The organism is Kribbella kalugense, from assembly GCF_004365875.1.
Taxonomy (GTDB): domain Bacteria; phylum Actinomycetota; class Actinomycetes; order Propionibacteriales; family Kribbellaceae; genus Kribbella; species Kribbella kalugense.
The window spans coordinates 771023-793365 of sequence record NZ_SODF01000001.1; the positions used below are offsets into that span (position 1 = coordinate 771023).

The 22343-nt window shown below is 67.7% G+C and carries 19 protein-coding genes; 8 read left to right on the forward strand and 11 right to left on the reverse strand.

Features of this window, described 5'->3' with window-relative positions; genetic code table 11:
* The first annotated feature begins 1 nt into the window (after position 1).
* The gene (gene glsA / locus EV650_RS03595; RefSeq protein ID WP_134115280.1) at positions 2-1018 is read left to right on the forward strand and encodes a glutaminase A; all 1017 of its coding nucleotides are present in this window, start codon (positions 2-4) and stop codon (positions 1016-1018) included.
* On the opposite strand, the gene EV650_RS03600 is transcribed toward glsA, so the two are convergent.
* From EV650_RS03600 to EV650_RS03610, 3 genes are read right to left on the reverse strand one after another with little or no spacing between them, the layout of a single operon-like run.
* Complete coding sequence (locus EV650_RS03600; RefSeq protein WP_202874359.1) at positions 983-2074, reverse strand: S1C family serine protease; 1092 nt, start codon at positions 2072-2074, stop codon at positions 983-985. The two genes, glsA and EV650_RS03600, sit on opposite strands and share 36 nt — an antisense overlap.
* Positions 2074-4035 (reverse strand): hypothetical protein, encoded by a 1962-nt coding sequence (locus EV650_RS03605; protein WP_134115282.1) that lies wholly within the window; start codon positions 4033-4035, stop codon positions 2074-2076. The genes EV650_RS03600 and EV650_RS03605 overlap by 1 nt, the downstream gene beginning before the upstream one ends.
* Before the next feature lie 36 nt (positions 4036-4071).
* Complete coding sequence (locus EV650_RS03610; RefSeq protein WP_134115285.1) at positions 4072-5091, reverse strand: lysylphosphatidylglycerol synthase domain-containing protein; 1020 nt, start codon at positions 5089-5091, stop codon at positions 4072-4074.
* Between the two features lie 140 nt (positions 5092-5231).
* Between EV650_RS03610 and EV650_RS03615 the strand changes: the two genes are divergently transcribed.
* The 3 genes from EV650_RS03615 to EV650_RS03625 all read left to right on the forward strand — a co-directional run bounded on the left by EV650_RS03615 (position 5232) and on the right by EV650_RS03625 (position 7724).
* A complete protein-coding gene (locus EV650_RS03615; RefSeq protein WP_134115287.1) occupies positions 5232-5447 on the forward strand; it encodes a DUF8691 family protein in 216 nt (71 codons plus the stop codon).
* 4 nt (positions 5448-5451) lie between these two features.
* The gene (locus EV650_RS03620; RefSeq protein WP_134115289.1) at positions 5452-6129 is read left to right on the forward strand and encodes a GAP family protein; all 678 of its coding nucleotides are present in this window, start codon (positions 5452-5454) and stop codon (positions 6127-6129) included.
* A gap of 83 nt (positions 6130-6212) precedes the next feature.
* The gene (locus tag EV650_RS03625) at positions 6213-7724 is read left to right on the forward strand and encodes a GntT/GntP/DsdX family permease (RefSeq protein ID WP_134115291.1); all 1512 of its coding nucleotides are present in this window, start codon (positions 6213-6215) and stop codon (positions 7722-7724) included.
* A 3-nt stretch (positions 7725-7727) separates the two neighbouring features.
* On the opposite strand, the gene EV650_RS03630 is transcribed toward EV650_RS03625, so the two are convergent.
* From EV650_RS03630 to EV650_RS03640, 3 genes are all read right to left on the reverse strand, one after another.
* Entirely contained in the window at positions 7728-9317 is a 1590-nt protein-coding gene (locus EV650_RS03630) for a S53 family peptidase (protein WP_134115293.1), read from the reverse strand.
* A gap of 108 nt (positions 9318-9425) precedes the next feature.
* The gene (locus EV650_RS03635) at positions 9426-9953 is read right to left on the reverse strand and encodes a P-loop nucleotide/nucleoside kinase family protein (RefSeq protein ID WP_134115295.1); all 528 of its coding nucleotides are present in this window, start codon (positions 9951-9953) and stop codon (positions 9426-9428) included.
* A 219-nt stretch (positions 9954-10172) separates the two neighbouring features.
* The gene (locus EV650_RS03640; protein ID WP_134115297.1) at positions 10173-11054 is read right to left on the reverse strand and encodes a helix-turn-helix domain-containing protein; all 882 of its coding nucleotides are present in this window, start codon (positions 11052-11054) and stop codon (positions 10173-10175) included.
* A gap of 129 nt (positions 11055-11183) precedes the next feature.
* Between EV650_RS03640 and EV650_RS03645 the strand changes: the two genes are divergently transcribed.
* Both EV650_RS03645 and EV650_RS03650 read left to right on the forward strand, forming a co-directional pair.
* Positions 11184-12089, forward strand: coding sequence for an alpha/beta hydrolase (locus EV650_RS03645; RefSeq protein ID WP_134115299.1), 906 nt, complete (start codon positions 11184-11186; stop codon positions 12087-12089).
* Between the two features lie 77 nt (positions 12090-12166).
* Positions 12167-12925, forward strand: a complete 759-nt coding sequence (locus EV650_RS03650; protein ID WP_134115301.1) for a hypothetical protein — start codon at positions 12167-12169, stop codon at positions 12923-12925.
* 367 nt (positions 12926-13292) lie between these two features.
* Here EV650_RS03650 and EV650_RS03655 read toward each other — a convergent pair whose 3' ends face one another.
* The 5 genes from EV650_RS03655 to EV650_RS03675 all read right to left on the reverse strand — a co-directional run bounded on the left by EV650_RS03655 (position 13293) and on the right by EV650_RS03675 (position 19994).
* Positions 13293-15683, reverse strand: a complete 2391-nt coding sequence (locus tag EV650_RS03655; protein ID WP_134115303.1) for a glycoside hydrolase family 95 protein — start codon at positions 15681-15683, stop codon at positions 13293-13295.
* Between the two features lie 7 nt (positions 15684-15690).
* A complete protein-coding gene (locus EV650_RS03660) occupies positions 15691-17046 on the reverse strand; it encodes an ABC transporter substrate-binding protein (protein ID WP_202874361.1) in 1356 nt (451 codons plus the stop codon).
* A gap of 22 nt (positions 17047-17068) precedes the next feature.
* Positions 17069-17995: a carbohydrate ABC transporter permease gene (locus tag EV650_RS03665; RefSeq protein ID WP_238174006.1), complete on the reverse strand. Its 927-nt coding sequence runs from the start codon at positions 17993-17995 to the stop codon at positions 17069-17071.
* 28 nt (positions 17996-18023) lie between these two features.
* Positions 18024-18947 (reverse strand): carbohydrate ABC transporter permease, encoded by a 924-nt coding sequence (locus tag EV650_RS03670; RefSeq protein ID WP_202874363.1) that lies wholly within the window; start codon positions 18945-18947, stop codon positions 18024-18026.
* A 117-nt stretch (positions 18948-19064) separates the two neighbouring features.
* On the reverse strand, positions 19065-19994 hold the full coding sequence (locus EV650_RS03675; protein ID WP_134119875.1) for a LysR family transcriptional regulator: 930 nt from the start codon (positions 19992-19994) through the stop codon (positions 19065-19067).
* A gap of 184 nt (positions 19995-20178) precedes the next feature.
* Between EV650_RS03675 and EV650_RS03680 the strand changes: the two genes are divergently transcribed.
* Positions 20179-21378, forward strand: a complete 1200-nt coding sequence (locus EV650_RS03680) for a mandelate racemase/muconate lactonizing enzyme family protein (RefSeq protein WP_202874367.1) — start codon at positions 20179-20181, stop codon at positions 21376-21378.
* On the forward strand, positions 21371-22342 hold the full coding sequence (locus tag EV650_RS03685) for an aldo/keto reductase (protein WP_134115311.1): 972 nt from the start codon (positions 21371-21373) through the stop codon (positions 22340-22342). Before EV650_RS03680 ends, EV650_RS03685 begins: the two co-directional genes overlap by 8 nt.
* Position 22343 lies beyond the last annotated feature (1 nt).

The following is a 22343-nucleotide window of genomic DNA, read 5'->3' on the forward strand; positions in this document are numbered from 1 at the left end:
CATGACGGCCGGCAGGTACGTTTCGACCGGCGGCCTGCCCGATCTGGCGACGGTGGCCGAGCTTGTGCAGGCGGCGTACGAACGTTTTCGGGACGTCGGCGACGGTGTGGTGTCGGACGTGTATCCGGCGTTGGCCCAGGTTGATCCGGACTCGTTCGGGGTCTGCGTGGTGGCGACCGACGGCCGGCTCTTCGAGGCCGGCGACTCACGGCGTCCGTTCACGATCATGAGCGTGGCGAAGCCGTTCGTGTTCGCGCTGATCTGCCAGGCGGTCGGCGTCGAGGCGATCCGCGCGCTGGTCGGGGTGAATGCGACCGGCTTGCCCTTCAACTCGGTCCAAGCAGTCGAGCAGTCGGCCGCGGGCCGGACCAACCCGATGGTGAACCCCGGTGCGATCGCGACGACCAGCCTGACGCCGGGCGAGTCATTGGAGAACCGCTGGCAGTTCATCGTCGACGGTCTGTCCCGCTTCGCCGGTCGTCAGCTCGAGCTGGACTCGGACGTGCTGGAGTCGGCGCTGGCTACGAACCATCGCAACCGGGCGCTGGCGGCTCTGCTGAAGAGCGTCGGCGGGCTGGCCGGCGATCCGGCCGAGGCGGTCGAGTTGTACACCAGGCAAAGCTGCTTGAGCGTCGCGGCGACAGATCTGGCGGTGATGGGTGCGACGCTCGCGGACGGTGGCGTGTGCCCGGTGACCCAGCAACGAGTGGTCGACGAGGATGTCGCGCGGGTGACGCTCGTGGTGATGGCGATCGCGGGCCTGTACGAGACCTCCGGCGACTGGCTGCTCGATGTCGGAGTGCCGGGAAAGAGCGGGATCGGCGGCGGCATCGTGACGGTCTCGCCCGGCAAGGGCGCGCTGGGAACCTTCGGGCCGCGGCTCGATCAGGCCGGCAACAGCGTCCAGGGGCAGCTGGTCGCGCAATTCCTGGCTCGGCAACTCGGCCTCGACCTGCTCGCCTCGCAGCCCGTCCCACCGGCACTAAGGGGCGGCGAGCGTGAGGGTCGTGTCGGTTGAAGTGCCTGCTCGTACGTACGTCAGCTTGAGGTCGTCTCCGGCCTGGCGAGTCAGAGTCGCGACCACGATCTGCTCACTGCTGACCGCCGGTTGACCGTCGACCTTGGTGATGACGTCGCCCGGCTTCAGGCCCGCCGTCACGGCCGGCCCGGTCGAGGCGAGGACGAAGAGTCCGGCCGGAGCGCCCGACGCCTGCGCGACCGCGGGCGGGATCTCCTGAACCTGCAGGCCGGTCGTCGGGTGTCCGGGCTTTCCGGTCTTGATGAGTTGGTCGGCGATCGGTTTCGCCAGGTCGACCGGGATCGCGAAGCCGAGACCGACGCTGCCGCCGCCGCTGACTCCGGAGGCGTTCGGGACGGTGGCGATCGCGGCATTGACGCCGACCAGCTTCCCGGCGCAGTTGACCAGTGCGCCGCCGCTGTTGCCCGGGTTGATGGCCGCATCGGTCTGGATGGCGCCGATCAGGTGGTGAGTCACGTTGTCGCCCGGCACCGGTACGTACCGGTCGAGCGCGCTGATGATGCCGGACGTGACTGTGCTCGCGAGGCCGAGCGGAGCACCGAGCGCGACGACAGGCTGGCCGACCTGCAGATCGGCGGACGAGCCGAGGCCGATGACGGGATAGCCCTTCGCCTCGTCGGCGGCCTTCAGGACGGCCAGATCGGTGCTGGGGTCACGGCCGACGATGGTCGCGTCGGAGTTGTGACCGTCGCTGTACTGGACGGACACAGAGCCGCCCGCGCCGCCGGCGGCCGGTGAGATGACATGGTCGTTGGTGAGGATGTAGCCGCCGTCGCGGAAGACCTGGCCGGAGCCGGTGCCACCCTGGACGCCTCGGCTCGCCGAGATCGTGACGATCGAGGGCAGGACCTGGTTCGCGAGCGGGATCGCGGCGCACATCGCCGTACCGGGGTCTGCCTGGCCGGTGGCCGACGAGGCGTTGGCCGTCCCGCCGCTGCGCCGGATGCTGACGACGACCAGCGCGATCACGAGCGCGGCGACGATCACAGCCTCCGCGATCGCGACGATCAGGAGACGGCTTCGGGCGACGGACATCACGACCTCCCAGACTGAGAATAGGTACGGTCCGGTCCGGCCAGGTCACCCGATCCGGGCGACCTCGGTGGCACAGATTCGGTTTCGGCCCGGTCGAAGTACAGGTAGACGACCGCGGCCGCGACGAGGGGCATCGCGACGGCGAAGAGCAGTGAGGACACCACGTTGATCAGCGTGGGCTGCAGATCCGTGGCGAGCAGCAGGACGATCCCGGCGATCGGCCCGATGGCCAGGCCGAGCCCGACGATGATCGCGAGCGGCGCGGCGGTTCGCCACCATCGCCCCTTCACCAGCAGTCGGCTCCGGCGCAACGCCGTACTCGAGGAGACCTGCTCCGCCATCACGGCCGGGATGGCGAAGGCGCGACTGGCCGCGTAGTAGATGGCCACCGGGATCGTCGCCACGATGATCGTCAGTACGGCGATGACGACGAAGTACCGCACGGCCACCGCGGCCAGCGGCCGGGCGCGCGCTCGCAGATCGGCCCAGGTGAACGCGGCGGTCACCGGGACATTGCGGTCCAGCCGGTCGAGGGTCGACGTGACGACGGCCAGCAGTGCGACGTACGTCGCGGCCGTGAGGACTGTGATCGCGAGGGCGAGCACCGAGGCCCAGAAGCCGGTCGCGTTCTCGGTCGGCGCGCCCAGATCGGTCGGCGAATCGTGCCGGGCCGCCTGCAGTTCGGCCAGGCCGAGGGTCGCGAGGCCGAGCACGACGAAGGCGGCGGCGAACCCGCCGAACATGACCGGTCGATGTCGGAGCAACCGCAGCGCGGCCACCACCGTCTGCCCCCACGCACGGTGCCTCCGGGCCGGTAGTGGCGTGGAATCACTCCAGCGGGTCCGGCTGGCCGCGAACCAGATCAGCACGACGAGTGCGGCGAGGATGAGCCCGAGCAACCAGGTCCGGTCGAGGGTCTCGCGGAGCAGGTTCGATCCGGTGCCTACCGCCGTACAGAAGGCGCCTGTGCTGCTGGGTCCGAGCAGTCTGCCGGCCGGCACGGTCGTGCTGTCGTCCCGCCAGGACGACTCGGCATCCTGGATGGGATGCAGCCAGGACGTCTTCTCGTTGGGGCCTGTCGGGCCGTCAAAGAACGACCGCTGCCGTTCGCCCCACCGGCCTTCGAAAGCCAGCCAGGGGTACTGCTTCAGGTAGTCGGCCCGCGCCATCGGCACGTACGCGACGTAGGGTCTGAGCTCGGTCGCCGGCCGGGTCGTGTCGTCACAGCCGAGACCTTCCGAGCCACGGCCGAGGTACAACCGCTGCCCGTACTTGTTGGCGTGCGAACCGGCCGCGGGATAGACGACCGGATGCGTGCCGTCGAGGATCTCGAGCTTGGAGTCGCCCCACCGCGCCCGCTCGGCACCGCCGTGCTGGCTGTAGCCGATGGCCGTCGGGTTCGTGGCCAACGCGGCCTCCGGCGTCGCCGCGTCGAAGACGAGCTGGACCGACTCCCAGTCGCCTTCGTGCGTGTTGTTGTAGTCGTTGAAGATGTAGAAGAACCAATATTCCAAGGAGAGCTGGCCGGGGTACCCCGGATCCGCGACCACGTGGGCGTACACGGTGGCTGGATGCGTGCTGTTGATCCGCGCGGACCACTCCGCATAGTCGCAGCCCGGACGGAGTGGGTCGCCGGGGAAGTCGAGGAAATGGCCGGGATAACCACGACCGAGGTCCGTGCCTTCCGGCTGGAGCTTGACCAGGTCGGGCGGTCGCCAGGGTCCACGGAGGGCGACCTGCTGATCACCCAGTACGGCGTTGACGTCGGTGGGCTGGAACTGCTCGCCGCTGTCGCAGTTCGAGCCGAGCGCCTGCAGCCTGACGACGGGGGAGTAGCGGTCGGCGAGCGTTTGCGCCGCGGTGTCGCCCGGCGAGTCCGCTGCAGCCGGCTGTTGGGACAGTCCGAGGAACAACACGCTGGCCGCGCAAAACATGGCGAACACCAGCGGTTTCGTCCTCATGCGAACAAGGGTGTCCACCCACCGTCGCCGCCCGGGTCACCCGTTCCAGGTGAACCGCCGCCACAACACGACCGTCAGTAGGCCGACGACGACCGGCAGGAGCTGTACGGCGACCCGCCAGACGAGCAGCCCCGCAACGAGGTCGGTCGCCTCGATGGTGCTGTGGTCGGCGACAAAGGCGGCGTACGTCGCATCCAGTACGCCGGCGCCCATCAACGGCAGCCCGGTCAGCGGATAGATCACCATGAAGCTGCAGAACATGACGATCACGGTCGGACCGTCTAGATGCACCCCGACGAAGGCCAGACACATCACGAGCACACCCGCCTCGACGACGATCAGGATCAGCTGGCTGAGTACGGCGAGCCATCCGCGCTGATGCATTCGCGCCGCGCTGTGCGACTGGAACGAGACGAGCCGCTCCTCCCAGACAGCCGGGCCCGGACTGGAACGCCGTACCCGCTGGATCAGCCGTCCGAGCAGCCGGCCGATCGTTGCCGCCGTACGTTCGGCGCGCAGCGCATAGAGCAGGCCGCCGAGCAGTACGACGGCTCCGGCGCCGAAGACCAGAGCTGCCCAGGCGAACGGGGCGTAGAAGTCACGGGCGGCCAAGAAGATCACGAAGCCCATCACCGGTGCGGTCAGCCGGGCGACGTAGAACAAGGTCGTGCTGAGTGTCAGACCCGATGCCGCGTCGGTGGTGTCGATACCCCACGAGCGCAACATGGCAAGTCGCAGTACGACGTCGCCGGGGGAGGGTGCGATCGTGGCGACGGCCGCTGCCGCGACATCGCTGACCATCGCCCTCAGGTAGCTGAGGCCGGCGATCAGGAGGGCGAGCGGAGCGGCGAGGATCGAGCGGCGGATCAGGATGGCGACCAGAAGGATCGCGATCTGCTCGACGCTGAGGTGAGTGAGGGCATAGCCGACGTCGCTCCAGTCCACGCCACGCAGCAGCCGCAGCAGGAGCCAGGCCACCACGGCGATGAGGAGCAGCCGGACGATCCAGACCACAGGCTTCGGGATCTTCCGCCGAGCCGTTGGTTGAGTTGGCATCGCCGGCTCTGGCGAGGAGGACTCGGCCACAGCCCCAGCCTGGTGACCGCGGCCGCAACCACCATCCCCCGATCCGGGGGAGCCGAGTTACCTGCGGTGGCAGCAGAGTCGTGGCGAAGGGCCGTGAAAGGGGGCGTCTCATGGGGCACTACGTCATCCGGGTGAAGGGCACTTTGTCGCGCGACCTGACCGACGCGTTCCCGTCGCTGACCGCGGATCCCGAGCCCGCGCAAACCGTTCTGCACGGCTACCTGGACGACCAGGCGGCGCTGGCCGGGATCCTGAACCACCTGGACATGCTGGGGATCAGCATCGTGGAGGTCCTGCAGATCCCGCCGCTGGCGAACGGCCACTGAGCCCGTGTGGCCTGTCGTCGGAGCGGTTCTGCCGCAGGCGATGGCCATTGCGCTGAGCCCGGTGCCGATGATCTGCATCGTCCTGGTCCTGCTGGCTCCTCGTCCGGTCCGAGCCGGGCTGTGCTTCGCGGTCGGGTGGCTGTGTGCGCTCGCGATCGCCGTCGCTCTCGTTGCGTGGCTGACGGACACCGTCGCGGACGGCCACGAAGACGGCGCGCGTGACGGGATTGACGTGGTGCAGCTGGCAATCGGCGTACTGTTCGGCGTTCTCGCCGTACGGTACTGGCGGAAGCGGCCGGAGCCCGGGACAGCACCGCCGCGGCCGGCCATCGTCGATCGCATCGCGACCCTGTCTGGCCTGGGGCTGGTGCTGACTGGAGCCGCCGCGGCGCTGGCGAACCTGAAGAACCTTCCGCTCGTCGTCAGTGCCGGCAGTCAGCTGGGCGGAGCCGGTCTCAGCTCTGCTTCCTTGATCGCGGCGGCAGTGATCTTCGTCGTCGCAGCGTCGATCACGGTCCTCGGTCCGCTGCTGGCCGTCGTATTCGTCGGCTCCGAGCAGTCGGCCCGCGGCCTCAGAAGCGTCGAGACCTGGCTGCTGGCCAACCTGAACACGATCACGGTCGTCCTGCTCGCGGTCCTGTCCGCCGTGCTCGTCGGCCAGGGCCTCGATCTGTTCCGCTGAGTGGGCGGCGCGCCGTTGACAGGTTTTGGCGCGGACGCGGTGGGAGACTGCGGGAGTACGACGGTCTCGAGGAGCGTGAAGTTATGAGTCTCATCGATGGTGTCATTACGGTTCCGCTGGTGGCCGAGGCCGATGTGCACGCGCCGTGGAACGGGCACGACACCCGGGTGCTGATCGTTGCCGTGATCGGGATCGCGATCATCGTCGCGCTGATCGTGGCGTTCAAGGTGCATGCGTTCCTGGCGTTGACGATCGGGTCGCTGTTCGTCGGGCTCGCGTCCGGGATCGCGGCCGGTGGCGTGACCAAGTCGTACGAGAACGGGGTCGGAAGCGTCCTCGGGTACGTCGGTGTGCTGATCGCGCTCGGGGCGATGGTCGGGAAGTTGCTGGCGGACTCCGGTGGCGCCGATCAGGTCGTCGATACGCTGCTGCGCGGCAAGGCGTCCGTACTTCCGTGGAAGATGGCGCTGGTCGCCGCGATCATCGGCATTCCGATGTTCTTCGAGATCGGGCTGGTGCTGCTGGTCCCGGTCGTCGTGCTGGCCATTCGGCGGTCGGGCGCGAAGGCGATGCTGCTTGGCATCCCGGCGCTGGCGGGTCTGTCGGTGTTGCATGGCTTCGTGCCGCCGCACCCGGGTCCGCTGGCCGCGATCGGGATCCTGCACGGAAACGTCGGTATCACGCTGGCTCTGGGTCTGCTCGTGGCGATCCCGGCTGTTGTCATCGCCGGGCCGTTGTTCGGGCGGCTTGCTGCCCGCTGGGTCCCGATCGGCGCGGGTGGTGCCGCGCTGGAGGTCACGGGCGGGGCGGGTCGTCAAGACACGGTGGCCTCGTCGGAGCCACGGACCGACGGTTCATCTGAGCCACGGGCCGAGGGCTCGGCGGTGTCGCTGGCCGAGGGCGCGGCGGGGGATCCTGAGCGGACCAGGACTCCGAGTTTCACCATGACGATCGTGACCGTGCTGAGCCCGGTCGTGCTGATGCTGCTGAAGGCCGCCTCGGATGTCTGGATGAGCCCGGACAACGCGCTCTACCCGGTGCTGCAGTTCATCGGCGATCCGGTGTTCGCTCTGCTGTTCGCCGTACTGCTGGCGATGTACACGTTCGGCACGGCGATCGGCTTCGGCATACCGGTCCTGAGCAAGAAGATCGGCGCGAGCCTGCTGCCGATCTCCGGCGTGATGATGATCGTCGGTGCCGGCGGCGGGTTCAAGCAGGTCCTGGTCGACGGCGGGACGGGTACGGCGATCGCCAAGATCGCGATCGCCGCGAACCTGTCCGCACTCCTGCTCGGCTGGATCGTCGCCGTACTGATCCGGCTGGCCACCGGGTCCGCAACCGTTGCCACCGTGACCGCGGCCGGCATCGTGGCACCGCTGGCCACCGGTCAGAGCACCACTCAGATCGCGCTCATCGTGCTGGCGATCGGCGCCGGGTCGTTGTTCTTCTCGCACGTCAACGACGCCGGCTTCTGGCTGGTCAAGGAGTACTTCGGCATGACCGTTGGCGAGACCATCAAAACCTGGTCGGTGATGGAGACTCTCATCTCCATCATCGGCCTGGGTATGACGTTGCTCTTGTCAGTCTTCTTCTGACGCCTACGCAGTCAGTTCCTTGATCAGTTGGGCGATGTCGGGTACGCCGAGGCCGGTGACCTCGTCGTACCCGGCGCCGGCGTGGAAGGCGCCGTTGGTGCCGGTGGTGATGTCACGGAAGCACGGCCCGTCGCCGAGTGGGTAGAGCTGCGGGTTGAGGAAGCCGAGCCGTGGTTTACCAGCGTTGACGCGGGCCTCGTTGATGAGGGCGCAGAATCCCGCCCACACCGGCGCGCTCCAGCTCGTGCCGCCGATCTGGATCCCTTTGCCGTTGAGGATCAGGAAGGCTCCGGTGCCCGGGTCCGCGACCAGACTCACATCCGGGACCAGGCGCATCGTTCCAGCTGGTACGCCGGTGCCGGTCTGCCAGACGGGTCGAGTGAAGAAGATGCTCGCGCCGCCGCCGCTACCGGCCCACCCGGATTCGGACGCCGCCGTACCCTGGTCCGTCAGGTGCAGCGACGTACCGCCGACGCCGACGACCGCCGGGTCCGACGACTCGTACTCGGCCTGCAGGGCGCCGTGCGAACCGTGCCCGGTCTGATCGGGGTTCGAGCCCGCATCGCCGCTCGAGACGAACACGTTCACCCCTGCCGCCGCGAGCCGCAGGAACTTCTGGTGCTGGGTCGCGACCTCGCCCTGCGGTCCACCCATGAAGGTCTCGCCGAGACCGAGACTGATCGACAGTTGCCGAAGGCCCGGATTCTTCGGCAGGTCCGCGATGATCCGGTCCAGGGCCCGGTCCAGCGCGACGAACGACAGCGATCCGCTCGCGTACACCCGGATCTTGGCGCCCGGCGCGATCCCGCTCGACCAGGCGACGTCCAGCGTCTCTTCGCCCTCGGCCGGCGGCAGCGTCCCGCCGTTCACGTTGATCTTGCGGATCCGCGACGTCTTGACGCTCAGCCCGTTGGCCTTCCAGAACGCGGTGATGTCGGACGTCTTCGGCACCGTGTCGATCAGGATCGCGATCGTCTGCTTCGAACCGTCGACGCCGAGCCCGCTTGCGCCGTACGCGCTGAGGATCTCGGAGACGAGGTACGGCGGTGAGTTCGGGACCTTGACCGCCTGCGCTGCCGGGACGGCGGGTTCCGGCAGCGAGCGGAAGTTCTTGTTGGCGCGGCGGAACGGCTGCAACCCGATGATCGCCCGGACGCCGTCACCGACGGTCGACGGCAGGCTCGGAGCGTTGCGCGCCGCGGTGAACGTGATGCCGTCCTTGGTCACCCGGACCATGTCGACCTGGAGCTGCTTGCCCAGGTTGTCGACGGTGGACGTGGTGTAGATGCTGGTCCCGTCCGCGGACACGTGGTCGACGTCGAACCCGTGCGCTTCCAGCCACGTCTGCAGCTTGGCGCGCTCCTTGTCCGGCGCCTTCATCGACTCGAGCTCGCCGGCCGGTACGACGTCGCCGCGGGCGACCGCGTCCTCGAGACTCTGCTGCGCGTCCGCGGGCAGCGCGAGCGAGAACATCACGTCCATCTGCTCTTTCGCGTCCCGCGGTGCGGCGGCTTGGACGACAAGCCCGTTCGCCGCCAATCCATCCTCAGCCGGTAGCGGAACAACGCTGTCTTCGAACAACTTCCTGGCCATGTTTCCCCCTAGTGGTGCTATGTATTACCCCTCTTTCGACACTCCTCCTTACCCATACGAAGGTCAATGCTCAGATCGTCCAGCTCCCTCAAGCAAACGCATGCTGCCTCAGCTTTTTGTGCGGAGTTTGGTGACGATGTCGTTCAGGTCCTGTTCGCTGGTGGTGTGGCGGGCGTCGATGATGATCGGATCTTCGTCGATCGGGTTCTCGAAGCCGGCCGTGTGCTCGGCCAGGACCGCGTCGACGACGTCGTGACGTGACAGGTCGGAGCGGTTGGCTCGGACCCGCTCGCGTTGTAGCTCGGGGTCGATCTGCACCCAGACGAGCGCGAACGCCGTACCGGCTCGGCTCGCGGCCGCGCGCCACTCGTCGCGGATGAACCGCGGCGACCCGGTGTCGTCGATGACGACGTGTCGGCCTGCCCGGAGCAGCGTGGTCGCCCGCCCGTGCGCGATCCGGTTGGTCTTGGCCCACTCGTCGACCGGAATACCCTGCCCGCCGTCGAGCCCGCGTTCCAAGTTGATGGCATCAAGGCTGATCAGTTCCGCGTCGAGCCTCCCGGCGAGCTCCCGCGCAACCGTGCTCTTGCCGGAGAACGACAGCCCACACATCAGAGTCAGCACCACACGCGCCATGCCGGCGAGGATATCGACCTCTTCGCTCGCCCCGCGGACACACCTCTCGCCGCCGCCGGCTCCGCCCGCGCCCGCTCGCGCCGCCTGGGGGTCACTTTGTGCACCGGTGCCGTACGCCAAGACCGCCGTCGTACGGCACCGGTGCACAAAGTGGAGCGGAGCGGGGCGCCTTTGAGGGCGGGGCGCGCGTGGCCCGCCGGCGGTGGCTGGGGGCAACGGTTAGTGGTTGGGTGGGGGTTTGGCTAGGTGGGAGGGGTGTTCGGTTTCGTGCCAGGAGGTGAGGATGCGGAGGGCGTCGCCGGAGCTGCTGGCGGGTTCGGCGGAAAGCATCATCAGGCGCTGGCCGCTTCCGTCGGGGCTGTTCCAGGTGTCGACGTCGAGGTTGAGCTCTCCGACGAGTGGATGCTGGTAGCGCTTGATGCCTTCGTACCTGCCGGACAGTTGCTGCTGCGCCCACCAGACCCGGAAGTCGTCGTCCTTCATCGAGAGCTCTCCGACCAACTGCGTCAGTACGGCGTCGCCCGGATTCTTGGCCGACTCGAGGCGGACAGTGCCGAGCGCAGCGCGGGCGTCGTACTCCCACTCGCGGTGCAACGCACGGAAGCCGGGGTGCAGGAACATCAGCCGCAGGTAGTTGCGTTCGTTGACGGGCAGCGCGCCGAAGTCGAGGTACAGAGCGACCGCGGCCTCGTTCCAGGCGAGGATCTCCAGACATCTGCCGAGCACAATCGCCGGCGTACCTTCGAGCCGATCGAGCAGTCGCCGCATCGCCGGCTGCGCGGTCCCGCGCAGCCGGGTCGGCTGGGGTTGATCGTCGGTTCGGTCCGCGAGCTCGTAGACGTACCGCTGCGCGTCCTCGTCGAGTCGAAGCGCTCGGATCAGGGTGTCCAGGACCGCGGCCGACGCACGCACGCGGCCCTGCTCGAGACGGGTGTAGTACTCGATGCTGATGCTGGCGAGTTGCGCCACCTCGGCCCGCCGCAAACCCTTCACCCGCCGCTGTCCCGCACCGGGAGGCAGTCCGGCGTCCTCCGGAGAGAGCGCTTCCCGCCGCGCCCGCAGGAATGCGCCCAGGGTGCGCCAGTTCGCGGGGTTGCTCATGTCAACCATTGTCCCCCGGCCGGGCCGCCAGCTGGGTGGCCAGGATCGTTACCCCCCACAGATTCGGTCTTCTTCACCTGCGCGCGCCCGGCAAAAGTGCAGCTGTAACCACCTGCACAAGGAGACCTCATGCAACCCGTGACCTATGACAGCGCCGGAATCACCATCGCCGGCCACCTTTACCTACCAAGCGACTCCGCAGAGCGCTCTCCTGCGATCATCGTCGGACATCCGGGCAGCGGGGTGAAGGAACAGGCGTCAGGTTTGTACGCGCGGCTTCTCGCCGAGCGGGGGTTCGTGACGCTGGCGTACGACGCGGCTTTCCAAGGCGAGTCTGGCGGCGAGCCGAGGGGTCTGGAAGATCCCGCCCATCGGATCGAGGACATGAAGGCCGGCGTCTCGTTCCTGACCACACAGCCCGCAGTCGACCCCGACCGGATCGGCATCCTCGGCATCTGCGCCTCGGGTGGCTACTCCCTGGTCGCGACAGCCTCCGACCACCGGATCCGCGCGGTAGGCACGGTCAGCGGCGTCGACATCGCCCGCCACTTCCGCGTCGGACCAGACGGTACGGCGGACACCGCGACGTACGACGCGCTCCTCGACCAGGCCGCCATCGCGCGGAGTGCGCGGGCGCGAGGCGAGGACCCGGGAAGCATGCCGCTGTTCCCCGTCTCCTTCGAGGAAGCCCGTGCGCTCGGGGAGTACGCGGGTGAAGGCTTCGAGTACTACTGCACGGCTCGCGGTCAGCACCCGCGCTCGGCGAAGGCGCTCGACTGGACCAGCATCGATAAGCTCGCCACCTTCGACGCGTTCTCGCCGATCCCGATGATCGGGCAGCGTCCCGCGATGATCATCGCGGGGCGCCGTGCCGTCACCGCCTGGATGTCCGTCGAGGCCTTCGAGCGGCTCGAGGGCCCCAAATCGTTTCACTGGATCGAGGGCGCCAGCCACAACGATCTCTACGACAAGCCGGAGTACGTCGGCCCGGCCGTGGACCTGCTCGCCGAGTTCTACTCCGACAACCTCGACTAGCAATCCCTTGGTTGCCAGGAGGTCTGGAGGCTGGGGGGAGTGGTCTCACAGGGTCAGAAGAGACGCTGGGTTCGTCGGTGAAGAACGACGAGGAGCGGATGATGACGGACGAGCCTGTGAAGGAATCGAAGGTACGGCGGGTGTTCGCGGGACCGCGGCGGCTGATCGCGATCGCGGTGCTGATCTGTGCGGTGGCCGGATCGGCGGGGTATGCCGTGGCGCGATCGTCCAACTCGGATGCGGCCGCCGCCCCACCCGCGGCCGCGGGAGCTCAGTTGCCTGGCGGTGAAGGTGGATCGAACGCGCGGTCCGGTCCGGCCGCGGGCGGGTCCGTCGGCACGGTGAGCAATGTTTCCGGATCGACGTTCACGCTGACGACTTCGGCCGGCGAGAAGGTGACGGTCAACGTGACGTCGTCGACGACCTATTTGAAGGGTTCCAGTGCGGCGACTCAGGCGGCCGTGACGAACGGTGCGTCTGTGCTGGTGCTGGGTACGACGGACAGTACGACGATCACCGCCGGGCAGGTCGTCGTCGACCCGGCAACTGGGTCGGGATCGCCCGGTGGGCAGGTGATCCCGTTCCAGCAGGGGACGCAGAGTGCGGCGCAACAGGTCGGTCAGATTCCCGCGGACTACACCGAAGGCGACGGTACGGTCGTCAGCGGCACGACGGCGTACAAGGCCACCCAGGCGGCGCTTGCTGCGTATCCGGGTGGTGTCGTGGACCGCGTCGTACAGCTGAGCAGCGGCGAGTACGAGGTCCACAACATCGGCGTCAACTGGCCACACCACATCTTCGTGAACTCGTCGTTCCAGGTCGTCGGTGCTGAGTGAGCTAGTGCCTCGGCAAGGAACGTTCAGGTCCTAATCCATCAGGCCGGTTTGGCCGGATCGGTCGTGCGGCCTGCAGCTCGACAGGACGTGTCGGGTGGCGGGGTAGTGCACCTGAGCGTGATCGAGTCCGCGTGTACACCGTCTCGGTGGTGCTCTACCTGTCGAGCTGCCGATCAGCGCCCGGCAGCGAGCCATTCACGGCCGCCACGCACAACGGCACTTGCTACCCAACGGAGAAGCCACCAGCCAAAATTCGCGCCGGAACTGGTTGGTGGCTTCTCAAAGTTGGACAGACCGAGGCGGAGTGGGGGTACTCCGCGTTGGCCGAGGTGGCTTGATTACGTCCTCGACGTTGGTTGACGAGGCACTAGGCGGTCGGGCGGATTGTGGTCACCCCGTCCAGAGTGAGCTCGGTGGTCTCGGCGTCGTACCGGATCCGTTGGGTGGTGGGTCGGTCCGGGTGGATCGTTGCCTCGTCGAGGCGACCGTTGGTCCAGGTGAGGTCGATGGTGAGGCCGCCGCGGGCTCGGAGGCCACGGACCGAGCCGGTGGTCCAGGTTGCTGGGAGGGCTGGGAGGAGTTCGAGTTCGGTGCCGTCGGATTGGACGAGCAGCTCGGCGATGGCCGCTGTACCGCCGGCGTTGCCGTCGAACGAGTAGATGTTCTGGGCGGCGCCGGCGATGCCGCCGACGGAGTAGCTCAGCAGGTTCGCTTCGCTGGCATCGGCGACCAGGCTGGTGAGGTGGGCCAGGGCTTTGTCGCCTTGCTGGAGCCGTGCGAAGAAGAGGGCGAAGTTGGCCTCGACCCACTCCGTCTGTTCCCAGCCGGCCGCACTTTGACGGCGCTCGATCGTGACCTCGGCCGCTCGTGCGAGTTCGGGTGTTGCCTGAGGTGAGATCTGTCGTTCTGGGTAGAGCGCGCAGAGGTGGGAGGTGTGGCGGTGGGCAGGGTCGGCTTCGTCGAAGTCGTGCAGCCATTCCTGCAGTTGGCCGTGCTTGCCGATCTGGTACGGCGTCAAGCGGGCGCGGGCGGCGGTGATCTGCTTGCGTAGTTCCGGGTCGGTGTCGAGCACGGTGGCTGCGGCGGCGCAGTCGCGGAGGATTGCTTCGGCGAAGACTCGGTCGACGGTGTTGCCCATGGCAACCGAGCAGCGGTTGCCGTCGGGGGCGACGTACCAGTTCTCGGGGGATTCGGAGGGGCCTGCGACTAGGTGGCCGGTTGTCGGGTCCTCCGTTAGGTAGGACAGGAGGAATTCGGCGGCGCCTCGGAGGACTGGGTAGGCGATGTCACGGAGGAAGTTGTCGTCACGGCCGTATTCGTAGTGTTCCCAGAGGTGTGTGGCGAGCCAGGCGCCGCCGGTGACGTTGAGGCCCCAGCCGAGGTCGCTGCCGGGGGCGGTGTAGCCCCAGGCGTTCGTGACGGTGTGGGCGACCCAGCCGGGGGCGTCGTACATCTGGGTCGCGGTGGTCTGGCCGGTGTCGGCTAGGAGTTGGAGGAAACGGAAGAGCGGGGCGTGGCATTCGGCGAGGTTGGTTGGCTCGGCGGCCCAGTAGTTCTGCTCGGTGTTGACGTCGAGGTGGAAGTCGTTGCTCCACGACGCGCTGCTGGCCAGACCGTCGTTCCAGAGGCCCTGGAGTGCGAGCGGCAACGGCGAGTCGGCGCGAGACCCGGCGACGGTGAGATACCGCCCGTACTGGAAGTACAAGGCAAGCAGCCCGTCATCCCGCCCACCCCCAGCCACCCGCTCCCGCCGCCGATCAGTCGGAAGCCCGCCGCCCGCCTCGGCCGCCGGCTCGGTGCCTGATACGGCGCTGTCGGCGCTGCCGGCTCCGAGGTCGATCGAGACCCGTCGCATCAGCGCGCTGTGGTCCTCGACGTGCGCGGACCGGATCGCGTCGTACCCGGCCTCGACCGCGGCCGCCGTCAGCGCCTCGACGCGCTGGACCGGATCCTCGCCCGCCCAGTCGGTGCCAACAGCAATGAACAATACGACGGAGTCCGCGCCGACAACCTCGTACGTCTCACCCGTCGCCCGAACACTCCCGCCCTCGGCCACGACCTGAACCCGGATCTCGACCGCCGCACCCACAGTCCCGTCACTGTGAACCGACTCAACAGCCCGACCGCTGAACGCGAGACCCGCCTCAGTAACCGACGTCCGGCCCGGGAACACCGCACCGCTGATACCAAGCGTGAAGCTGATCGCCCCGGGCTGATCTGCGCCCGCGCGATCTGCGCCCGCCCGGTCTGCGCTGAGCCGTAGGGCGATGACTTCGTGTGGGTGTGAGGCGAAGATCTCTCGGGTGAAGCGGGCTTCGTCCAGGTCGTAGGTCACTGACACGAGGGCGGTGTCTAGGTCCAGGGATCGGCGGTAGTTAGTGGTCGGCGACCCGCCGAACTTGAGGGATACCTGGGGGAGTGGGAGGTTGGTGCCGAAGGAGGCTCGGGTTCCCAGTAGGTGCTCACCTGCGAGTTGCTGCGCCTTGGCATACTCACCGGCGAACAGGAGCTTCCGGACCGCCGGTAGCTCCGCCCGGGCGGTGGGACTCAGGTCTGCGGTGGACGGCCCGCCGGACCACGCGGTGGACTCCGACAGGTCGATGCGTTCTGCGGGTACGCCGCCGTACACCATGCCGCCCAGGCGGCCGTTGCCGATCGGTAGCGCTTCGAACCAGCGCGCGCCCGGCCGGTCGTACCAGAGCACGCCGGCCGGGGTGACGGGACGTCGCGGTTCGGTCGCGGGTGAAGCGATCAGCATGGTTCTCCTACTTCTCTTCGGCCAGCAGTGTCCGGCTCTGCTCCTGCAGCTTCGGGAAGATGCTCTCATCCGCCTTGTTCGTGAAGTAGGCCTCGAACTGCGGAATCATCGCGTTGGTCAGCGCGGCGCCGTTGTTGTAGATCGGGCACGGCACCAGCTCACCGCTGGTCAGGTAGTTGTTGAAGACCGAGAAGTCCACGCCCTTGGCGGTCTGCTGGTCCGACAGCGCCTTCATCGACGCGGCGATCGAGGGGAAGAGCGAGGCGTTGTACTTCGCTGCCGTGGTCTGGCACTCCTCGCTCTCCTGGTACTTGACCCACTTCCAGGTCTGGTCCGGATGCTTGCTGCCGGCCCACATGTTGTTGCCGTTGGCATTGGTCATCAACGCGCGCTTGCCGTCGGCACCGGCCGGCAGCGGAGCGGTGCCGATCTTGGTGTTCTTCAGGCCCGCGTAGGTGGCGGCTTCCCAGGTACCGCCAACGGCCATCGCGACCTTGCCGGAGCCCAGCTGCTGGCTGTTGGCCGTGGTGAACTGGTTGAGCTTCGGCGTGAACCCGTCGTTCGCAAGCGTCCTGACCAGCTGGACCGACTTGACCACCTTCGGGTCGTTGTAGTTGAAGACGGTGGCCCACTGCTGCTTGTCCGGGATGTTGACCCCGTCGTTCGGAAGCAGCCACCCCCAGGCGTTCTGGCCGAACGGGTCACCCGTGGACTCGATGTTGCCCAGGCCGTAGGACTTCACGGTGTTGGCATTGAAGCCCGGCTGGTCGCCACGCTTGCCCGCGGCATCGACCGTCAGGTGCTTGACCATCTTCCAGAGCGTGCCGCCGCCGTCGTACGTCCAGTTGAGCGAGGCAACGTCCTTGTCGGTGTACCCGGCCTTGGCGAGCAGATCCTTGTTGTAATAAAGGGCTCCGGTGGCCCAGTCCATCGGCAGCGCGTACTGCTTGCCGTCCTTGTACTTCCAGCCCTCGGCGCCGATCGCGTACTGCCCGAGGTCCAGCTTGTCCTTGGCGATGTAGTCGTCGAGCGGCAGCAGTTGGCCCTGACCGGCGTACGACTGCAGGAACGTGACGCTGTTCATGAACGCGTCCGGGGCGTCGCCGGAGACGAACCCCGAGGTCAGCTTGGTGAAGTAGTCGCTGACGTTGTAGTTGGTGATCTTGACCTTGATGTTCGGGTTGGCCTTCTCGAACGCCGGCACGCACTGCTGGTACGCGATCGCCTGGTCGGGCGACCAGGTCCACCAGTTGACAGTGGTCGCCTCGGTGGAGTCGCCTGAGCTACCTCCGGAGCAACCTGCCACAGCTGTGATGACCGCCGCCGTCAGTGCGGCAGCGCGGATGAATCGTGATCTTGACACCCTAGTCCCCTTTCGGAACGGGTTAGCGGATACCGGTGAAGCCGATCGAGTCGACGATGCGCCGGCCGAAGAGGATGAAGATGACCAGCATCGGGAAGGCGGCGACGAGGGTCGCCGCCATCAGGCCGGCGAAGTCCGGCTGGGTCTGCGGTGAGGCCTGCTGGAAGACGCCCAGGGCAACGGTCAGTGGCCGTACGTCGGAGTTGCCGGCGATCATCAGCGGCCAGAAGTAGTCGTTCCACGCGTTGATGAAGGTCAGCAGGGCCAGCGTGGTCAGCGGCCCCTGACTCATCGGGACGGTGATCCGGAACAGCAGCCGGAACCGGCCGAGTCCGTCGATCAGCGCCGCGTCCTCGATCTCGGTCGGTAGGCCGAGCATGAACTGACGCAGGAAGAAGATGCTGAACGCCGAGAACAGCGCGCCGGGCAGGATGAGGCCGGCGAAGGTGTTGGTGAGACCCAGGTCGTGGATCAGCACGAAGTTCGGCAGCAGGGTCATGATGCCCGGGATCATCAGCGCACTGAGGAAGATGCCGAACACCACGTCCCGGCCGCGCCAGTGCAAGCGGGAGAAGGCGTACGCCGCGAGCAACGAGCTGAGCACCACGAGCACAGTCAGCCCGGTCGCGTAGATGACCGAGTTCCGCAGATACAACCCCAGCTGGATGGTGGCGCCGGAACCGCCTTGCGCGACGGCCTGTTCGCGGGTCGCCAGGCCGAGGACCCGTTCGAACGGGCCGAGGGTCAGGTCGACCGGGAGCAGCGACGACGGGTGGTCGATCAGTGAGTAGTTGTTCGACAGCGCCGTACGGAGAATCCAGTAGAACGGGAAGATCGTGACCGCGAGGAAGCCGATCAGGTAGACCCACGCGACCGTTTTGCCGATCGGCGGACGGCGGCGCTGCGACCGCCGCTCCGGCGTCCGGGGCGTGCTCCGGGCAGGGGTCACCTGGGGGAGTGTGCTCGTCATGGTCGCCTCAGTTCGTGTCGGACTCGTTGGCACGCAGCAACCGCAGCTGGACGAACGTGATCGTCAGCAGCAGCACGAACAACGCCATCGACATGGTCACCGCGTAGCCGAAGTCGAACTCGGTGAAGCCCTTGGAGTAGATGTAGAGCGGCAGCACGTTCGACGCGTTGGCCGGCCCGCCCTTCGTGGTCACGGCGACCAGGTCGAACACCTGGAACGAGCCGATCACGGTCAGCACGACCACCATCGCCATGATCGGGCGCAGCAGCGGCAGCGTGAGATAGCGGAACATCCGCGGCTCACTCGCGCCGTCGATCCGCCCGGCCTCGTAGATCTGCGGCGCGATCGTCTGCAGTCCGGCGAAGATCAGGATCGCGTTGTAGCCCATCGACTTCCACACCCCGATCAGCGACAGCGTCGGGATCACCCAGCCCTGCGAGCCGAGGAAGAGGACGTTGTGCCCGGTCAACGCCTTGACGACGATGTTGACGATGCCGAGGCCCGGGTCGAGCATCCACTGCCACACCAGCGCGGCGACGACACCGGACACCAGGAACGGCAGCAGTACGATGCCGCGGACAACGGTCGACCGGGTCAGCCGGTGCATGATGACCGCGGTTGCCAGTGACACCGCGAGCCCGAGTACGACGGAAAGTACGACGTACTCGACCGTGACGCCGAGCGACTTCCAGAAGACGTCGTCGCTGAGGAGTCGCCGGTAGTTGTCCAGTCCGGTCCACCGAGGTGGCGTCAGGATCCGGAATCTCGTGAAACTCAGGTAAATGCCGCGAAACACCGGTACGGCGCCGAACACAATGAAGCCGACGGTGGCAGGAAGAATGAGCACGGCCGCCAAGCGCCAGTCGCCGCGATGCGCGGGTCCGGTGTTGTTCCGGCGCCGAGACGCGGTGCCGGCGGCAAGTGTCGCCACAGTGGGGCTCCTTCGCGGACAATTCCGGGGTGTCGTTTCCAGAATTCAGTCACGCACGCGCCCTGGGTGCAACGCCGCATATCGGATGTGCGTTATTCGTCCGGCGAATAGCCCCGCTCAGTCCGGGACCGGAAGCGTGCCCGGCGGCCGATCGGCGGCGAGCACGAGATCGACGAAGGCCTGCGCCGCCCGGCTGAGCGGGCGCTCGGAGTGCCACCACAGGCCGACGTCGCGGTACAGGTGCTGGCTCGTCAGCTCGCGTACTTCGAGGCCGTCGGTGCGCACCATCGCCGCCGCCAGACTGTTGACCAACCCGATCCCGTGACCGGCCCGGACCATCGCCGCGAGCGTGGTCGGCTGGTGCGAGACGACACCCGCGGCGGGCTCGATCCGGCTCGCCTGCATCGCCGACCACGCCTCGTAGCCAAGGCTCGGGTCGCCGAGCGGGTCGCCGATCGTGATCACCGGGTACGCCGCGACCTCGTCGAGGCCTATCGAGTCCACGGCGAGCAGCGGGTGCCCCGGCGGCGCCAGTACGACGAACGGCTCCCGCCAGATACCGCGGTGGATCAGGGTGTGCTCAGCCGGCTCGGGCCGTAGCGGGCGCAGTGCGACCGCCGCTCGCCGGTCCGACAGCCAGTCGTCGATGACCTGGACGTCTCCGTCCAGTACGGCGATCTCGAGCAACGGATGCGATCGCCGCAGCTCCATCAACAGGTCCGGGAGGAACTCGGAGCTCGCGCTGGCGAAACTCGCCACGGCCAGCTTCCCGGTGAACGAGCCGGCCGTCGCCCGCATGTCGGAGACCGTGTCGTCCATCTCGGTGACGATCCGCCGAGCCCGGGGGAGCAGGCGCTGGCCGTCGTCGGTGAGGGTGAGCGGACGCATCCGCCGTTCGATCAGCACGCAGCCGAGCGCACGCTCCAGGCTCGCGACCCGGGCGGACACCCGCGGCTGAGACAGGTGCATCCGTGCGGCCGCCCGGGCGAATCCGCCCGAGTCGACCACTTCGATCCAGGTCCGGAGCCAGGCCAGCTCGACATCCATCACGGGCTGCCTCCTCCGCAGCGGAATGATCACTTGGTTCGGACGCTACCAGTCGCGCCCGGACGGGATTCACGCGCCGGTATTCGTCGGACGAAAGCACTCCATTCGTTTTTCGGCGTTGTGGTCGACCAGCCCGGCGTGCCTGAATACCTGTGCTGGATTCGTGCGAATAGAGGGGCTTCGAGTGGAATTCGAGCTGCCGGATGATGCGCAGGGCCTGTTGTCGCCCGCGCCGACCGATCTGGTCCCGGGCGACGAGGGCAATGTCGTCGTCTCGGTCGAGACGTACGCGCTCGCCGTACCGCTGGCCCAACGGACCGCGGACGCGACCGCGGCGCTGACGTCATGGATCGTCCCGGTGGTCGAGATCCGCACCGCGGACGGCCGGGTCGGGACCGGTATCTCCGGGGTGCACTGTGCGCCGGAGCTGCTGTGTCAGGTGATCGATCGGTACTACGCTCCCGCGCTGCTCGGCGCGTCGTCCGAGGACATCCTCGGCACCTGGAAGCGGCTCTACTGGTTGCCGACGCACTGGATCGGCCGGGCCGGCGTCGTGCACATGGCGCTGTCGATGGTCGACATCGCGCTGTGGGACCTCGCGGCGCAGCGGGCCGGCGTACCGCTGTGGCGGTTGCTCGGTGGGTCGGCTGATCCGATCGAGACCTACAACACCGACGGCGGCTGGCTCAGCCTGAGCGTCGCTGAGGTGGTCCGCGATCTCGGTTCGCTGGTCGACCGTGGCTGGCGCCGGGTGAAGATCAAGGTAGGTTCGGAGGACTGGCGGGCGGATGCTGCCCGGGTCCGAGCCGTGCGGAAGGCGGTCGGATCGGACATCACCGTGATGGCGGACGCCAACCAGCGTTGGGATATCGCCACCGCGAAGCGGATCCTGCCGGTGCTGGCCGAGGTCGGCATGGACTGGATCGAGGAACCCGTGCACGCCGACGACCTCGCCGGGCATCAACGCCTGCAGGCCGTCGGGACGGTGGATGTGGCGGCCGGCGAGAGTCTGTACAGCTACCACGCGTTCGCCAGCTTCATGGCCGCGGACGCCCTCCGCGTGGTCCAGCCGGACGTGACTCGGCTGGCCGGGGTGACCGAGTGGCTGCAGGTCGCTCACCAGGCCGCCGGGCACGGTCTGCGGTTGGTGCCGCATGCCGGGGACATGATGCAGGTCCATCAGCATCTCGCCGGCGTCGTCCTCACCGAGAGTCCTCCGCTGCTGGAGTTCATCCCGTGGACGCAGGAAGTCTTCGAGCACCGCAGCGTCGTCAGCGACGGGTACGCCGAACGCCCACAAGCTCCTGGTGCATCGACGGCAGTGACACCGCAGGCCCGGGAGAAGTGGCAGGTCAAGGGCGTCGGAATGAACTCGCATGACTGACCTGAACTTCCCGGAGATCGGTCTGGGAACGGCTGCCCTAGGCAACTTTCAGCAGGCGATCACCGACGACGACGCCATCGCGGTCGTGGATCGCGCGCTCGCGCGTGGCGTCCGCTATCTCGACACCGCGCCGCTGTACGGGCACGGTCTCGCCGAACGCAGGGTCGGCGCGGCCGTTGCGGATGTGCCGCGTGACGACCTGATCGTTTCAACGAAGGTCGGCCGGTTGCTCCGCGAGGACGCTCCGCGGGACGAATCGCAGTACCACGATGGCGTCCCGTTCTACCTGGATGTGCCGTCGGCCGGGCCGGTGTGGGACTTCAGCTACGACGGCATCCGGCGCTCGGTCGAGGAGAGTCTGGAGCGGACCGGCCTCGATCGGTTCGACATCCTGCTGCTGCATGACCCGGACAACCACCTCGCGGAGGCCGCTTCCACCGGGTACGCCGCGCTGCGCGATCTGCGGGCAGTCGGGACGGTACGGGCGATCGGCGCCGGGATGAACAACTCCAAGCCGCTGACCCAGCTCGTCCGCGAGTGCGAACTCGACCTCGTCCTGCTCGCCGGCCGCTACACGCTGCTCGACCAGTCCTCGCTGGCCGATCTACTGCCGGCCTGTGCGGAACGGGGTACGTCGGTCGTGATCGGCGGCGTGTTCAACAGCGGAGTCCTGGTCGATCCCGCTCCCGGCGCATCGTTCGACTACATCCCGGCCGCCGACGGTGTCGTCACGAAGGCCCTCGCGATCCAGGAGGTCTGCAAGCGGTACGACGTACCTCTGGCAGCTGCTGCGTTGCGATTCCCGTTGGCACATCCGCAGGTCCGAACAGTGCTCGTCGGCGCGCGGACGGTCGACGAGCTGGAGATGGATCTCGGCCTGTTCGAGACCGAGATCCCGGGCGCGCTGTGGGCCGACTTGCGGAGCGCAGGACTGATCGAGGCCGACGTACCGACACCGGAGTGAG

Excerpts from the sequence above, each read along its gene's own strand:
- EV650_RS03645 (WP_134115299.1), top strand. The coding sequence starts at position 11,184 with ATGCAACCCGTGACCTATGACAGCGCCGGAATCACCATCGCCGGCCAC.
- EV650_RS03675 (WP_134119875.1), bottom strand. The coding sequence starts at position 19,994 with ATGGATGTCGAGCTGGCCTGGCTCCGGACCTGGATCGAAGTGGTCGAC.
- EV650_RS03655 (WP_134115303.1), bottom strand. The coding sequence starts at position 15,683 with ATGCTGATCGCTTCACCCGCGACCGAACCGCGACGTCCCGTCACCCCG.
- EV650_RS03610 (WP_134115285.1), bottom strand. The coding sequence starts at position 5,091 with ATGCCAACTCAACCAACGGCTCGGCGGAAGATCCCGAAGCCTGTGGTC.
- EV650_RS03685 (WP_134115311.1), top strand. The coding sequence starts at position 21,371 with ATGACTGACCTGAACTTCCCGGAGATCGGTCTGGGAACGGCTGCCCTA.
- EV650_RS03625 (WP_134115291.1), top strand. The coding sequence starts at position 6,213 with ATGAGTCTCATCGATGGTGTCATTACGGTTCCGCTGGTGGCCGAGGCC.
- EV650_RS03630 (WP_134115293.1), bottom strand. The coding sequence starts at position 9,317 with ATGGCCAGGAAGTTGTTCGAAGACAGCGTTGTTCCGCTACCGGCTGAG.
- EV650_RS03635 (WP_134115295.1), bottom strand. The coding sequence starts at position 9,953 with ATGGCGCGTGTGGTGCTGACTCTGATGTGTGGGCTGTCGTTCTCCGGC.
- glsA (WP_134115280.1), top strand. The coding sequence starts at position 2 with ATGACGGCCGGCAGGTACGTTTCGACCGGCGGCCTGCCCGATCTGGCG.
- EV650_RS03600 (WP_202874359.1), bottom strand. The coding sequence starts at position 2,074 with ATGTCCGTCGCCCGAAGCCGTCTCCTGATCGTCGCGATCGCGGAGGCT.
- EV650_RS03615 (WP_134115287.1), top strand. The coding sequence starts at position 5,232 with ATGGGGCACTACGTCATCCGGGTGAAGGGCACTTTGTCGCGCGACCTG.
- EV650_RS03605 (WP_134115282.1), bottom strand. The coding sequence starts at position 4,035 with ATGAGGACGAAACCGCTGGTGTTCGCCATGTTTTGCGCGGCCAGCGTG.
- EV650_RS03640 (WP_134115297.1), bottom strand. The coding sequence starts at position 11,054 with ATGAGCAACCCCGCGAACTGGCGCACCCTGGGCGCATTCCTGCGGGCG.